11 protein-coding genes are annotated in these 15,835 nt (G+C 46.1%); 5 read left to right on the top strand and 6 right to left on the bottom strand.

Translation table 11 applies throughout. From position 1 onward, the window contains the following. Positions 1-24: 24 nt before the first annotated feature. From OQX61_RS18880 to OQX61_RS18860, 5 genes are all read right to left on the bottom strand, one after another. Positions 25-822: an endonuclease/exonuclease/phosphatase family protein gene (locus OQX61_RS18880; RefSeq protein WP_265843355.1), complete on the bottom strand. Its 798-nt coding sequence runs from the start codon at positions 820-822 to the stop codon at positions 25-27. Positions 823-837: 15 nt separating this feature from the next. Beyond that, the gene (locus OQX61_RS18875; protein WP_265843354.1) at positions 838-2,586 is read right to left on the bottom strand and encodes a RagB/SusD family nutrient uptake outer membrane protein; all 1,749 of its coding nucleotides are present in this window, start codon (positions 2,584-2,586) and stop codon (positions 838-840) included. 18 nt (positions 2,587-2,604) lie between these two features. Beyond that, the gene (locus OQX61_RS18870; RefSeq protein ID WP_265843353.1) at positions 2,605-5,895 is read right to left on the bottom strand and encodes a TonB-dependent receptor; all 3,291 of its coding nucleotides are present in this window, start codon (positions 5,893-5,895) and stop codon (positions 2,605-2,607) included. A gap of 13 nt (positions 5,896-5,908) precedes the next feature. Next, on the bottom strand, positions 5,909-6,973 hold the full coding sequence (locus OQX61_RS18865) for a FecR domain-containing protein (RefSeq protein ID WP_265843352.1): 1,065 nt from the start codon (positions 6,971-6,973) through the stop codon (positions 5,909-5,911). A 102-nt stretch (positions 6,974-7,075) separates the two neighbouring features. After that, positions 7,076-7,624 carry a sigma-70 family RNA polymerase sigma factor gene (locus tag OQX61_RS18860; RefSeq protein ID WP_265843351.1) on the bottom strand — a complete coding sequence of 183 codons (549 nt, stop codon included), beginning with the start codon at positions 7,622-7,624 and terminating at the stop codon, positions 7,076-7,078. Between the two features lie 185 nt (positions 7,625-7,809). Between OQX61_RS18860 and OQX61_RS18855 the strand changes: the two genes are divergently transcribed. Beyond that, positions 7,810-10,167: a patatin-like phospholipase family protein gene (locus OQX61_RS18855; protein WP_265843350.1), complete on the top strand. Its 2,358-nt coding sequence runs from the start codon at positions 7,810-7,812 to the stop codon at positions 10,165-10,167. Here OQX61_RS18855 and OQX61_RS18850 read toward each other — a convergent pair. After that, positions 10,157-11,101: a hypothetical protein gene (locus tag OQX61_RS18850; protein ID WP_265843349.1), complete on the bottom strand. Its 945-nt coding sequence runs from the start codon at positions 11,099-11,101 to the stop codon at positions 10,157-10,159. The genes OQX61_RS18855 and OQX61_RS18850 overlap by 11 nt on opposite strands. Before the next feature lies 1 nt (position 11,102). On the opposite strand from OQX61_RS18850, the gene OQX61_RS18845 reads away from it, so the two are divergent. From OQX61_RS18845 to OQX61_RS18830, 4 genes are all read left to right on the top strand, one after another. Then, positions 11,103-11,630, top strand: coding sequence for a hypothetical protein (locus OQX61_RS18845; protein ID WP_265843348.1), 528 nt, complete (start codon positions 11,103-11,105; stop codon positions 11,628-11,630). A 1-nt stretch (position 11,631) separates the two neighbouring features. Then, complete coding sequence (locus tag OQX61_RS18840; protein WP_265843347.1) at positions 11,632-12,117, top strand: hypothetical protein; 486 nt, start codon at positions 11,632-11,634, stop codon at positions 12,115-12,117. Positions 12,118-12,297: 180 nt separating this feature from the next. Next, a complete protein-coding gene (locus OQX61_RS18835) occupies positions 12,298-12,828 on the top strand; it encodes a hypothetical protein (protein WP_265843346.1) in 531 nt (176 codons plus the stop codon). A gap of 115 nt (positions 12,829-12,943) precedes the next feature. After that, the gene (locus OQX61_RS18830; protein ID WP_265843345.1) at positions 12,944-15,697 is read left to right on the top strand and encodes an NEW3 domain-containing protein; all 2,754 of its coding nucleotides are present in this window, start codon (positions 12,944-12,946) and stop codon (positions 15,695-15,697) included. Positions 15,698-15,835: the final 138 nt, after the last annotated feature.

The raw sequence follows: 15,835 nt of genomic DNA, 5'->3' as shown, positions 1-15,835 counted from the left end.
ACCGGAGCTGGAATTAAAAGGAACTTACTTTGTTTTATAGGTGACAACCAGCGGCAGGTGGTCTGAAGCATGGATGTCCCGGATCACCAGGTGTTTCATGACCTTAAAAGCACTGCCCTTTTTAAGCAGTATAAAGTCTATCTCCTTATTAGGGTTCACATCAGGAATGGTTGGCGCACAGTTTTCAAGGCAGCTGCGGGTAAAATGCTGCTCCAGGATCGCCATTGCAGGTGTATTGGATTCCAGATTGAGATCTCCACCAAGAATCACATTGTTTTTCCGCTCTCCAAGAATCCGGTTGATCTCCGCAACCTGCAATAAACGATGCGCATTGTTTAAGTCGAGGTGAGTACAGGCGAAGTCCAGCATACTGCCATCAGGGAGGCTGACATTGATGATGGCCAGCGAACGTTGCTCTGCTTTGATGCCTTCTTTAAAGGGAAGCGGAAAGCGCTCGGTATGGTTGATCTTAAATTTGGAAAGGATGGCAACGCCGTATTCACCACCCTCAAAATCTATCCCTTTGGAAAAAAAAGAATACATCCCGCAGAGTTCTGCGAGCTTTTTAACCTGATCTACCGCGCCACTGCGTTTGGTAAATACGTCTAACTCCTGTAAAGCAACCAGATCAGGCGCTTCCTTATTGATGACAGCTGCAATGGCTTGCAGGTCTATCACGCCAGGTTGTGCAGGAGGGTTGGCATGATGGATGTTATAGGTCATCACTTTCAGTGTTTTTGGGCCGGGGCCGGCGGCGATAGTCAGCAGGCTGGACAAACACAACAAAAATGCGATGCTTAAAAATTTGTTGAAGGAATTCATAACGCTCATTTTAAATTAATTTCGGCCTTCCCAGTTTGGGTTTTGTACCAGGTTTTTATTTAACAGTAACTCGTTTATAGGAAGTGGGAAAAGGTAATCCCGGTCTTCACGGAAGGTTTTCGGGGTATTCGGATTGATCAGCACATTACCTCCACTGGTGTTGTTTTCCAGAATGATCTCACTGCCAAGCTTCAGAAACTGGATGCCGGTGCCTGTAGGTTTTGTGCCGGTATAGATTTCTATATCGGTCTTGCCATCTTTATCCAGATCATATTTTCCAGGGCCCGGGAAATACATGCCTTTATAAGGTTGTGCATTTAAACGACCTTCTTTCCAGCGGATAAGATCCGCCCAACGGTAGCTTTCCATCACCAGCTCTATGCGTCGCTCGCGGCGGATTTCCAGGATTAACCCCTTGTTTGCCGCATTTACATGCTGGTATTGATCAGCAAGGTAAGGATCCGGGTTTGCATTGCTATAGGCAAGATCCAGATTGGGCATGCCTACCCGATCGCGAAGGAGCTTGATGGATTTGTCCAGGTCTGCCTGAGTAGCTTCTCCCAATTCCGCTTTTGCTTCAGCGTAGTTGAGCAGCACCTCGGCCATCCTGAAAATTGGCATGTCGTTTTCCGATCTGTTAAAGGAATCTCCTGCCTCGGAGGTGACAAATTTGATGAGCTGGTAACCTGTGGTGCTGGCGCTGAATTCAGGAACCAGAACTTTGGTATTGCCGATGCGGGTGTAACCGGGCGTACGGATGGTTTGTGACAACCTCGGATCTCTGTTTTGAACCTCCTCAAAGTACTCCATCTTCTCATAACCCGGCAGATCCGTAAATCTGCTGCCGTTTTTCATCAGATAGGTATTGACCAGACTTTTGTTTAAGCCGGGTCTGCCGTAGGAGGCCGTAATGGTATAATAGTTTAGGTTGTGGAATACCTGTAAACCGGCGCTGAACCTTCTGCCCAGAATAACTTCCTGATCTATCGAAGATTTAGAAGAGAATAGCTCCAGGTAGGCTTTTTCCGGACTGCTTTTGTAAATGCTGTACGGACCTGTAGTCATGAGGGTATTGGCTGCGCTTGCTGCTGCTTTGAGGAACAGGTCTGCATTAGGCAGGTTAAATTCAGGATGGTATTTCCGGAAGGTTCCTTCGCTCAGGCAGATCCTTGATTTCAGGGCCAGCGCAGTCCATTTTGTTACTTTCTCGACATTCTTGCCCGCATCCATATTGGCGATGGCAAAGTCAATATCGGCAAGAACCGAGTCCATCACTAAGGCACGTGGACTGCGGGGCATGGATAAAGCACCTTCGTCATTGATGTTGATCGTACCTGAATACCAGGGTACATCGCCAAATCTGCTGACCTTATCAAAATAGAAATAGGCTCGGAAAAAGCGTGCAGTAGCGGCATATTTTTTCCCTGCAGCCGGGCTCATCACCCTATCGTAGTTTTCCAGGAAGTAATTGATGTTTCTTAACTCAGACCAGCTCCAGCCCCCTCCGGAGATGGGTACCGTGCGCTTTCCGGTAATCAGTTCGCCAAGGTCGGACTTGACCACATTGTCTGCACTTTCATTGTAAATCCCTTCTGCCGATGGAAAGGTAGAATAAAAAGAGTTGGTGTATAGGTTCAGGTCGCTTTCCGTCTTGAAAAAGGCATCAGGAGAAATCGAAGATAGTGGTTGCCTGTCCAGGAAGCCTTTTTTACAAGAGGTCAGCAGCAGGCAAAGGGCAAGGATATATATCGGGTAAATTTTCATTTTTGTTCAGATTATAGGTTAAAAGGATACGTCTAAACCGAAGGAATACATCTTATTAAAAGGGTATACTCTGGCATTTGGATCTTCTGCAGCATTGTTGTAATCTCCGGCTGCCTGCTCCGGATCGATATAATCCGTTCTTAGCTTAGTGAAAGTGAAGAGGTTTTCGCCGCTGAAGTAAAATCTTGCCCTGCCGATTTTTAACTTTTTAACCAGATTTTCCGGGAGTGAATAACCGATGGTCAGGTTTTTCAGACGGATATAGGCCAGGTCCTGTAGGTAACGATCGTTTTTTACATTCAGTGATCCACGGTCATTTAAGGCTTCATAGCCCCTTAACCTTGGGAAGTAAGCATCCGGGTTTTCCGGAGTCCAGACATCAACCATAAAATCTTTTGGTACGAAGGAGTAATAGGGGCGGGAATAAGGACCCCAGAATTTATCCGCATTATTTCCCGGATACCATTGTTGTTTTCCAACACCCTGGAAGATGGCCGAAAGGTCAAAATCACCCCAGGTAACACCGGCATTAATGCCAAAAGAGTAGCGGGGAAGGGAGTTTCCAATAATTTCCAGATCTCCATGATCCGCTAAGGTGTTTTGGCCGTTGTCTACCACGCCATCGCCATTAAGGTCTTTGAACTTCAGGTCTCCGGCAGCTAGTTTAGACCAGTCGCCCGGTGCCCGCAGTCTTTGCTGGTTTACATAATCCTGGTTGATTGGGTAGGCCTTTGCTTCGGCATCGGTTTGGAAAATGCCATCTGTGCGATAGCCCCAGATCTCCCCGATCTTTTGTCCGACGTAATAGTTGCTCAGCAGATTGTTTGTATTGTCAAACCTGGTGATCTCTGCATTGTAGTCTGACAGGCCTAGTCCGGCACTCCAGCGGAATGGTTTTCCTGCTAAATTCCCGTTGCTGGTCCAGTTCACCGCAAGTTCCCATCCCCTGCTTTGCAGGTCGGCAACATTTTCTCTTGGTGGAGAGGAGCCATATACACTGGATACGGTTTTTCCGCTGGTCAACATATCGATGGTATTTCGCACATAGTAGTCGAAGGAAGCCGTTAAACGGTTGTCAAAGAATCCGGCATCTACCCCAAAATTGGCAGACCTTGCTTTTTCCCAGGTGAGGTTATTAGAGATCGGTGCCGGAGTAGCCAGGTATTCCGTTTTCTTTCCATTGATGATGTAATCCATCGTGCCACGGGACAGGAGCTCGATGTAGCCATATTTGGCGGCCTCCGTTTGGTTGCCTAAGGAACCATAAGAACCACGAAACTTCAGCTCGTTGATGCTGCTTTTTAAAGGTTCAAAAAAGGCCTCCTGACTTAATCTCCAGCCAGCAGATACAGAAGGGAAGAATCCGAAACGCTTGCCCGGAGGGAATTTTGAACTGCCATCATACCGGCCGTTAACCTCCAACAGGTATTTTCCGGCATAGTCATAGTTCAACCTGAAGAAGGTACCCAATAGCGCGTATTCATCGGCGCCTCCACCTGCAGCAATATCCCCCGATCCCAGGTCCAGATCATTGAGGTCCTGAGAGACCAGGTCTTTTCTTTGTGTAAAAACTCTTTTGTAGGTGTTGAGTTCCTGATTGTAGCCCAATAAGCCTTTAAAAGTGTGCTGTCCAATGGTTTTATTGTAATCCGTGTACAGGTTAAGCACATGTGCCTGCTTGGTGTAATTGGTTTCAGAAAGCTGGTCAAAGCCGAACTGACTGATAACTCCTGGAAAGATAGACCATGGCGCTTGTGTTCTGCGGTTCCAGATGCTGTATGGATTGTAGGTATAAGCGTAATTTCCTTTGATAGACAGGTCTTTGGTGATTTGTGCAGCAACATTGAAGAGATTGCTGAACTCCTGTTTTTTTTCATTTCCTTTTGACTTGCCATTCAACAGGTCTGCGAAAATACCATCACCTATGGTGTAGTTGTTTAATTCCGTCCGGTAGGTCGCTGTTCCATCCGGGTTAACCGGTAAATAGGAGGGTAGCGCATGTACGGATACGGATACAAAATTGCTGTTGACACCCCATCCCGGATAATCGTAGTTGGAAGCATTAAATTGCAGGTTATTTCCTATAGTCAGCCATTTGTTGACTTTAGTATTGATTTTTGCCCTTAAGTTGTAGGTACTATATTTATCCTGGTTGAGCTGCATCATCCCGTTTTGCTCGAACATGCGTCCGGAGATCAGGAAATCTGAACTTTCTCCGCCACCAGAGATGCTTAAGGAGTGGTTCATGGAAGTTTGGGTGTCACGGAAAACGGTATGCCACCAGTCGGTATTGCCATAATAGACATATTGGTCTTTTCCCTTTCTATTGTCAATGATGTAATCCGGAAGGCTTTTGTCGGTCTTTCTTCTCAGCAGGTACGCGTAATCTTCATCGGTATACTTGGTATAGGTATCGCCCACCGCGGCAAGAAATGCCTGGTCGTTCATCATCGCCGCATCATAACCATCGGTCATGAAATCGGTGCTTGAAGTGGGAGTGGACCAGCCGAAGTTATTGCTGTAACTGATGCTCGTTTTTCCGTTTTTCCCGTTTTTGGTGGTGATCAGAATCACGCCGAAGGCTGCCCTTGCACCGTAAATAGCAGCGGAAGACGCGTCTTTTAGGACGGAAATATTGGCCACATCTCTTGGGTTGATGCTATTGATGGAGCCGGGAACCCCGTCAATCAGTACCAGCGGTTCGCCACCTGTTTTACCGCTGTTGATAGAGGTGAAGCCCCGGATATTGATCTTACCAGCTGCTCCTGGTCTGCCATCTCCAAAGGAAATGTTCAGGTTTGGAGAAGCACCCTGTAGCCCCTGGGTGATGTTGGCAATGGGACGGTCTTCCAATGTTTTAGCGTCTATGCTGGCCACTGCCCCGGTAAGGTTTACCTTTTTCTGGGTGCCGTAACCCACCACAACCACCTCGTTGAGGTCGCTCAGATCTTCGGGCATTTTTACCAGTAAGGTGATTTTCTCGCCGGCTTTTAGCTCATAGTTTTTGAGGTGCTGGGTACGGAAACCGATATAAGTAAGTAAGAAGGAATAGCCTTTGCCTAATGGCAGGTCTGTAAAGCTGAACAGTCCATTGCTATCGCTGGAAGTGTTTTTTTTAAATGAGGTACCCGCATTCAGGGCCTGGACGGATACGCCGACTAAAGGAAGCCCTTTGTCGTCATTGACAGATCCGGTAACCATGCCTTTTTGTTGTGCCAGCGCGCTTCCGCTGAGGCCTGAAATCAGGAGCAATAGGAACAGCCATTTATTGCAATGGCAATTCAATAGCCGGGTAAATTTTAACTGCATAATTTTTAGTTTGTTAATTGGTTTTTTCAATATTCAGTACAGAACTTTCCTCCCTGAGAAGGAAAGAACCGTCTGCATTCAGGGTTATTTTTAAGTTGTTTAAGCGCGCAATCTTGTGTAGAATAGCTTTCAGGGTATCACTTTCATTGAATTGTCCGGTTAAAAGGATTTGTTTATGGACCTGATCGCAGTTGATGCGCTGGCCATATCGTTCAGAAAGTTCAGCGCAGACTTGTGGTAACGGCGTTTTGTCGAACTCAAGGATGCCGCCAACCATCATGGCTGCCGTGGCTTTCGCTACGGGTTTTTTCGATTTTTGCAGGGCTTGCCTTTTCGGGCTGAACCGTTCCACCAGGATCTGGCCGGAAAGGTATTGGAAGCGCTCACCAGGGTAAAGGATAACCGCTTTGAAGGCCTTGTTTTTGGCAGAAGCTCCGGTGCTTACCCGTACTTTCCCATGGAAGAGTCGTACTTCTGCTTTGTTTCCTTTCCATGCCCGTACCAGAAAGGAGGTGCCTAGCGCAGTGGTCTTTATCCCTGAGGAAAAAACACTGAAAGGACGGTTTTTGTCGGGCGCCACATCAAATCTGGCTTCCCCGCTGAGTATCAGTTGCCGGTGTTGCGCAGGAAAGGGTTTCGGATACCGTAAACTGCTGTTAGGGCTCAGCTTAACGGTGCTTCCATCTTCCAGCTGAAACTGTTGGATATGGTTACCCGTGTTTTTCAGGTAGACTTCCTGATGGGTTTTTTTTGCGTGTTGAACGAGGCCCGGCTGGCTTTTTTCTGTTGGAATCAGGTATTGGAAGCTGAGTGCGGTCAATACTGCATAAACAAATACTGCGGCAATCTGCGACCAGTACTCCATTCGCATCCGGACGGTCGGTCGCGGCTTTATCCGGGAAAAAATCGCCGCCGCATTTTTTGCAGGCTCAGCATGCTGCCCTGCCAGGTCCCATTCTTCCTTAGGCAGCAACTGATCCAGGAGTTCCGGATGTTGCTGAAGGGATTGGTATACCGCTGCTGCTTCTGCAGGAGTACATTGGTTTTGAAGGTATTTTTTTAGCAGCTGCTGATCCATGTTTGTCGTATTGTATAGGGAATACGAAGCAAAACGGACTTACACGGGCTGTTTACAGAAACTTAATCTCCTTAACAATAGGCTAACATGGCCGTTTAGAGGTTACAGGAATAACAGGATGCTGTCGCGAAGTTTCCTGCGTAAAAGTTTAAGCGCTTTTCCAATATGATCCTCCACCGTACGGATAGAGATGGACATGGTTTCTGCAATCTCTTTATGACTATATCCCTCCAGTCTGCTCAGCTCAAATATCTTTTTTCTGGCAGGAGGGAGTTCCGAAAGGGCAGTATGGATGTCCTTGCTGAGCTGGGAGGTTAAGGCTTCGTTACTGCTGCTCCTTTCCTGAAATTGTTCGAAATAAAAGGTCTCCGTTTTTTTAATAGTGGATTGCCGCCTGATTTCATCAATCATTACCGTTCTGCAAATACGGAATAGCTGGACATTTAAGGGGAGTCCGGGATTTAAATTGCCGGCATTTTTCCAAAGCTTGATGAAGCTGAGCTGGAGTAATTCTTCTGCCATCATTACCGATGAAGTACGGCGCAGCAAATAAGTATAGACCTGGGCATGGTAATTACGGTAAACCTCAGCGAAAGCTTTGTCGCTGCCTGAAATTAAATCCTGAATGATCAAGTCATTTTCCCCGCACATATTTGTGTTAATTGAAGCTGCAAAAAGAAGCAAATGATGTTGTGTCAGGGAACGGATTGTATTAATTTTTTATTAACTATCGCCCTGCTTTATGGTTAATCTGGCTGTTTCAGGCCTGTTTAACTTAATGATTCGCTTTTTCAGTATTAAAATTCTGATATTTAGGAATCCCAAATGAAAAGCTTATGTTCAAGAGAGTTGTCTGTTGCTTATCGTTTTTATGTTACTTGTATTGCGCCAATTGCAATACGGTAACTGCTCAAACGAAAGCAAAAGATGGCGGCCGACCGAAAATAGGATTGGCATTGAGTGGGGGTGGCGCCAAAGGAATGGCGCACATTGGTTTGTTAAGGCTGATCGACTCTCTGGGGATCAAAATAGACTACATTTCCGGAACCAGTGCCGGAGGTATCTTCGGCGGTTTATACGCAATGGGTTATCACCCTGATACCCTGAAAAAGATTGCGCTAAGGATCAACTGGCGCAGGGTACTGAGCAATAAAGTCCCTTTAAGGCAAATCAATATTGAGGAAAAAGACGAGTATGATAACTACATGATCGAATTTCCGGTGTTGGGCGGCAGACCCAGGCTACCCAGTGCCATGATAGAAGGGCAGTACATGTCAGAAATCCTGAATACGTTAACCTATTCCGCCAAACACATCAACGATTTTAATAAACTCCCGATACCCATCACGATCACCTCTTCGGATATTGTAAATGGTGGATTGGTTTTACAGCATAAAGGCTCTTTGCCACTGGCGATCAGGGCTACACTGGCCATTCCGGCAGCTTTTGCACCCGTTTACATCGACGGACGTCTATTGGTAGACGGAGGTTTAGAACGCAATTTTCCGGTGCAGGAAGTGAAGGATGTGGGGGCTGATATCGTGATTGGCGGCTATACCGGCTTCCGCCTCTTCAGCGAAAAAGAAATTGAAAACCCAATGAAACTCATCTATCAGACCCATGCGTTCAGGTCGGTAGAAGACTCCAGAAAGCAAGAGGCACTGGCAGATGTGGTGGTCGACTTTACCCAGGCGCTGAGTGATTTCTCTGCTGCGGATTTCTACAGAAACAAGCGCATCATCGAAATCGGCGAGCAGGAAGCAAGGAGATACCTGCCTCAGCTGATCAAAATCGCAGAAGATCAAAAGAAATACCATCTCGACAGCGTTTCCAGAGTCGTAAAAGACCCCAATTTACCCGTTACAAAAATCGTCTATCAGAATGATAAAGGCCAGCCTTTGGACCTGCCGGTGATGGAGCAATTCGCCAATTCCCGCCTCGGATTAAAAACAGGAAGACCCATCAAAGCGAAAGCCCTGAACGAAGGGGTGGCCGATCTTTTCGGAACCCAGTTTTTTGATAAGGTATATTACACTTTTGAAAACAATGCAGATACCGGTCTGACGCTCAATATGAGGCTCAAACAAGGTAAGCCAGGGGTGTTTAAAGCTGCCGTACATTACGATACGGAACAGAGCGCCGGCCTGATCATCAATTATACTTACCGGAATATCTTCTTAAGGAAATCCAGGCTACTGGCCACCGTAGACCTTTCTGAGCGCTTCAAAGCTCGTTTTGACTACTATAAATTCCTCGACGGTAACCGACTGTGGTTTAAAACAGCTTTCAACTACCAGGCACTGCAGAACAATTCCATCCTCTACCGGTTGATTTCTGATGAAAACTACTTCAACAACACCCTGAATACTGAAGTCGCGCTTGGCTATAGTTTCGGGCGTTCCAGTGCAATCTCTCTGAGCCTGAGCAATGAGAATGAAGCCATCAAAAGAGGGCCAAATATTTTCAAACGCTTCTTTGGAGAAGGAAATGATATTCGTACCCTCTATCGCCATAGCAATGAGGCCATCGCGTTGTTGTTCAGGCAAAATACTTTAGATCACCTCTATTTTCCAAAACGGGGGAATATGCTGACTGTTCAGGGAAAATACCTGATCAACAACCGGATCAGTACCAAATTGCCGGATTCAACAGATGAAAAAGGGCAATTGATCTATGATTTCCTCAATCCACCGGAAGGTGGTTTGCCGGGAAATGTGTTCCGGTTTTTCCTGAATGAAAACTATGTAGCAAGGCTGAGCAGGCGGATTTCACTGAATGCCAGCGCCACCTGGGGCTTTAATTATTCGGATAGATATGGCTTTAACTCGAATTACATGTATGAAAACGCGAATTTTTCAATGGGTGGGATAGATCCGCGTCAGGACATCGGGCAAAGTAATTTTATCGGGTTAAAAAGAGGGGAGTTCGGTGTTTCCAATGTGACCAGCTTTGGGCTGGCCCTGCAATACAACCTGCGAGCCAACTTTTATCTGACTCCACAGGTCAATCTGGCCTGGGAAAATCAAGGCCTGAATCCGTTTAAAGTTGCATTCGACAATGATTATCTCTTTGGTTACGGCGCAAAACTAGGCTATATGTCGTTTATTGGGCCGATTAATTTTGCAGTCGCCAAAACCAATGGTTTCGAGCGCAATCCATGGCGAATGTACCTCTCTATCGGATTTAAGTTTTAACGTCAACAGTCATTTCTATAGCCTCTAAAGGCAGATCTTCATGGTATTCTAATAAAGCCAGGACGGAATAACGGCCCTTTTTAAGGTTCGCCGGTAGTTGAAGTGGAATCGTTCTTTTCGCATCCGGAAAGATCGGGAATTCGGTAGCTTCCAGCTTAATTTCCTCACCGGTTTCCATATTGGTGAGTTCCAGGTGGGCATGGCATTGCAGGTTGATGTTGCCGGTATTTTCCATGGTAAAGTTGTACAGGCCTTTCACCAGCTTGTCTTCCCGCAAAGAAATGGCTTTCGCGGCATAATTATGGACCCCCGGAGGAACCTGATAGATGTGAATCCCGAACCTGAAAATCTCATTGATCACGGCATTCACTTTTCCCTTTTTCTTTTTGCCGGGAAGCTGCTCTTTCACACTTTGAATAAACAGCATGGCCCATTTCATCTCGTTCATTTGAGCAGTATCGGCAGGTGCCACCAGGGTAATGCGGATATCTTTTGCGCTGCGGGCTTCCAGTTCAATAAAAGGATTCTCGAGGCTGATCCATGGGGAGCAAGAGCGCTTTAAGGTCCCTGAAGGCATGTATTTATGGTTACCGAGGCTGTCGCGCAGCCAATCACCAATAGAAAGCTGGAACACCTGTTTCTCGTCTGAAACATTGGAAATAGTGAGGGTCTGACTGGCGGTTTCCCCTGCCGCGGCATTGAAATTCAATTGCGTTGGGTTGATGTTGACCCGTTGCGCCTGGCTGATGCCGGCAAAGCTAAACAGGCAAACGATTAAAATAAGCAAGCATCGCATCTGCTTCATAAAGGAGATTTTTGTAGGGTATATATTTCCCGGACTTCTTGCAATAATGATGCTAAAGGATACTGGAAAAAACCGTTGCTGACTTTGGGTCGATTTTTGCAATCCTGCCGCCATATTCTGAGATGGCATTATGAAATGGTATTGTGTTTTTGTCTTTTTTACCGGCCTGGGCTTTTCGACTGTGGCCCGGGCGCAACCAGCTGATCCGGGGACCTGTCTGGAGAAAGGCACTGTCGCCCAAAATAAGGTGGTTATGGTCTCTCAAATAGCTACTGCATTTACGCTGAATGCATTAAATCAATTCGAAACTGCACAGGTTTATAGCAACAATATGCGGGTGAATGTACGGTCACAGGGCGGGAAATACCGCCTTTATGTAGCCGGAGAGCTGACTTTGCCTTCCGGTGTAACCACGCCGATTCCTTTGAATAATTTCACGGTCACGCCAACTGTCATTAGCAGCAACACGCCTAATAATATCACGCTGAGCACACCGGCGCTTTCCGGGGCATATCAGCTATTGACGCAGCGATCGAATGCAACAAATGCCGCCGGCGATGAGTATTTCTTTACGATTGGCCTTTCCGGGATGAACACTTATGCGCAGGCCCCGGGCAACTATACCCTTAAATTTCACTTCAGATTATGCCATTATTGACATGAAACTTTCCAGAATAATCATATATTTTCTATCGATTAGCGTCTTCCTTTCTACGGAAGTAAAGTCGCAACGTTACCTCAGTACCAGCCGTACAATCACGCTTTATAAAGTATTGGATGTCTCCCTGACAAATACCAGTGCTGTTTTTGATTTTTCCGCTTTAACTAATTATGACAATGGGATTTATAAAGCAGGGATGATCACCGCAACAGTTAAGGCAAACGTACCCTGGAAATTAACGTTAACCGTGTCAAATAATACCCTGTCGCCGCAAATTACGCCTACGCCCATGCCGGCAAGTGTAATCGGTATCAAAGCATCCAGCGCCGGAACCTATACCAATGTGCAGAACAATACGCCTTTTTATGTGCAGAATAACCGTGGTTTATACACGGTTCCTTTCGACCTGAGGGCCTTGCCGGGCTTTCAATACGAAACTCAGGAATATGTCGGGGATTTTTATTTCACAATTGCAGAGCAGTAGATTTTAACTCAGAGCTACAATTTTATACTGAGCATTATATTCCCCAAAAATACCCAATATGGGGTGTTCTGATAAGGGAGGTTCCCCGTCTATCGGTTGATTCGTAGGTGTATATACCTGTTTTTGGTGGCATGCCATTTGTCTAGTCCCGGTACAATAAATGTATAACAAACTTATTACATGAAAAGAATTTTACTAAGCATTGCGGTAATTTGCGCAACAGTTGTGACAGTTAATGCTCAGGTAGCGACAGGAACCAACGCAACCCGCACACAAAACATGAAGATCATCATTAAAGAAGTGTTTGACCTGGCGTTAACCCCGGGAACCTTGCAAACCTTCAGTTTCGACGCCTTGTCGAACTATGATGCAGCAGGTGGTATTGAGCTGGCAGCAGCCAACACCATGAGCTATAAATCCAACCATTTATGGAAAGTAACCGCCATTGCAAATGCACCGGAATTCGTTTACGCTGCTACAGCAAACAGTAAAGTGGCTGATCTTTCTCCAATGGCAACTTCTGTATTGCAACTCCGTAAAACCGGCGGTACTTATCAGGCCTTACCTGCAAGTACCGGATCGGCCATTACAGTAGCTTCAGGAACACGTGGTACCGGAAACTTCACCCTGGATTATAAAGCAGTTCCAGGCTATACGTATCAAACCGGTGAATACACAATTGGCGTAGTTTACACCATGACTAACCAATAAGAATTCGTAGGTGACCATCATTTTGTTGATAAAGAAAGCCCTGACTAACAGGGCTTTCTTTATTTTCCTCGTTTTGCACTGCACTGGCTTTGTTACAACAGCCAGTGGCCAATCTGTGAACCTTACTTTCGGGAAAGATACCGTAACACAAAACGGCAATACCTATAGTTTTAACACGGTAGTACTGAGAAATAGCACTGCCAGCACGCGCAAACTTACTATAGCCACGGAAGTCCCGGAAGGATGGCAATTGCTGTTCGACAATAGAAGGGTGTTCGAGCTGGCACCAAATCAAACGCTTAGTTTACCATTAAGACTGGCAGCAGGGATACAATCCGCTTCCGGTGTTTATCCGGTCAGGTTGTTTCTCCAGGTGTCCGGGGATCCGGAAAGGACCACATATCCTTTTATGGCCATTGTGGGCGCTAATTCCAGGTGGCGGGCCTCCCTGCTCAAGCCCAATCTTGTCCTGTCAAAAGCACATAAAGCGCATAGTTTCCAGCTCCTGCTGAGTAATAAAGGCAATTCAGCAGAAGAATTGAATATACTGGTTAATACCTCCCTCAGCCTGGATCAGGGAAAAAACAGGACCGTTAAACTGGCGGCCGGAAAGGATACCTTGCTGACCTACAGCTTTGCCCTTGCCGCGAAAATGCTGGACGATTTCAAGAATCAGGAACTTACCCTGCAGATTACCGATAAAAAGAAAGAAAACCAGCTGCTCCTGCAAAAGGTCTCAACTTTCGGAACCGTATTTAGTGAAAACCCTTCCGGATGGTATAATTTTCCGATGAGCCTGGAGTTTGTGGCGCAAAACGTTACCAATGAACAGAAAAGCCTGTATGTAAACAGCAACGGGAAGCTGGATCTGGGTAAAGGCCGCGATATCAGCTTTAATTACAGAACAGATAACTTCAATTCCCAGGTGGATGGCTCTTCCAGGTACGCCTTTTTAAGCTACCGCAGTAAGCAATGGCTGATTTCAGCAGGCGATCAATCTGATTTTGGTGAATTCCTCATCGACGGGCTCGGCGCACGTCTGGCTTATGATAATGGTAGGGGCTATCGTGCGGAAGTATTAGGCATCAATAGCCGTATCGGCGATGCAAAGATATTAAGTGGCACACAGGCCTTTAATTTCGGAGGAAATCAGCAGCTCGAAAACCAGACCATTGCCAGTTTCGACAAAGAAAACCAGATCAACAGCTTCCTGAATAAGAGTACTTATGAGCTGAACTGGAATAAATACCATCACCTGATATTACGCGCAGGATTAAGTACGGAAGAATTTTATAGTCGGGCGCAGCAATCAGCCCTGCAACAATCCTTTGCACAACAATTCAGAAAAAACGGCAGTAGCTTCGGGGTAAACTATCAGTATTATAGTCCGCGGATTACAGCCAGATTCGGTTTAACGGCTACAGATGTCAATTACCCCGGCATCAACCGCGGTTTACTCCAATCCAATAACGAATTTACCCTTCAATTTAAACAAAGCTCGATCGGAGTTTTGTTCGATTATAACGAGCGCCAATTGAATCCGGCATTAGATACCGGCAGCTTAAAATACCGTATGCTGGGTGGAAGAATTGCCGAATACGGCTTAAAAACAGGCTGGAAATACAAGAGGGGTTATGTTACGCTGATTACCTCAATGGTCAGCCAGATGCATTCTTCTTCTGAACTCCTTCCCATCAACTCTTTTAAGCTGAACTTTAACACCGGAATGGAGATTGGAAAAGGAATCTCTGCCAGCTTTTCCGGTAATATGCTGAGGAACTATGTGTCAAAAACGGACTGGAATGCTTTAAATGAAGGGAATATAGCCTTCAACCAAAGAAATCCGGGCGTTAACCAGGGGAATCCGGTGGTTAGATCCGGGAAATATAGCCTGAATGCTTACGGTACGCTCAGTACTAAAAACTATGGCCTCTTTGCCCGTCTGGACGATGGCCCTTCTTATTATTTCGACTTCATCAACTACCTGAATAACGGATATTCGACGCGGCGACTACAAATCGCCCCTTACTATGAACGCTCTTTTTTTAAAGAACTCTTCCATTTTCGCCTGCAAATGGACTATACCAGCGACAATTCCCTGCCTGCTGCGGAGTTTATGGCCAGGGGAGATCTTAGTCTGAACCTCAACGATCAAGGTCTTTCCTTTCGCGTGTTTGGCGCTAAAAATGTAAGGGCCACCCCTGGGAACCGGTCCGACTACATGAGTCTCAGCATCCGCAAAAGCTTCCGTGTGCCACTACCTGGTATCAGGCGTTTTGTAACCATGAAGGTGCAGCTTTTCAAAGATGGGAATGCCAATGGAATCTATGATACCGGTGATGAGCTGATTCCCGATGCCAGCCTGATGATTGCCTCACAACAGTTGCTGACGAATAAAAAGGGAGAAATCGCCTATAAAAACATCCCTCCGGGCGCTTATACCATAGACCTCAGTCAGGTCAATAATATAAAAGGATGGAGACCTGCAAATGGCTTTCAGCAGACTTTTGAAGTGCGTCAGAACAGCAGTTTCTACCTGCCTTTCCGCCAGAGCCAATACCTTTCCGGAAAGCTGAATGTGCAGAAAGATCCCCATTCTAACCGTGTTTTTCGCCCCGGCAACATCAGGATTATGATCAGTAATTCCAAAGGAGAAAGCTTTAGCACACTAACCACCGAAAATGGCGGGTTCTTCATGAACCTCCCTCAGGATACTTATAAAGTGAGGATCAATACTGACCTGTTTGAAGAGGACTTCCGCCTGCTGGAAGACACTTTTAATGCTGATCTGCTCCATAAAAACTCGGAACATATTGTTTTCGAGCTGCGCGAACGCAAGCGCCAGATCAATATCCGCAAACAAAACTAAGGCTTCCCTGCTCCGGCAAATTACAATCGTTTTATTTTGCTAAAACTATTTATATCTTCGTTTAAGGGCTATAGCCAAGGATTGTGGTTTAGAATCTTTGTAGTATATTGCCTTTTTAAAATAGCATCATTACAACCA

Origin of the sequence: Pedobacter sp. PLR, from assembly GCF_026239675.1 — a bacterium.
Classification (GTDB): Bacteria; Bacteroidota; Bacteroidia; order Sphingobacteriales; family Sphingobacteriaceae; genus Pedobacter.
The sequence above is the reverse complement of the archived record's forward strand: the minus strand, read 5'-3'. Positions and strand labels throughout refer to the sequence as shown.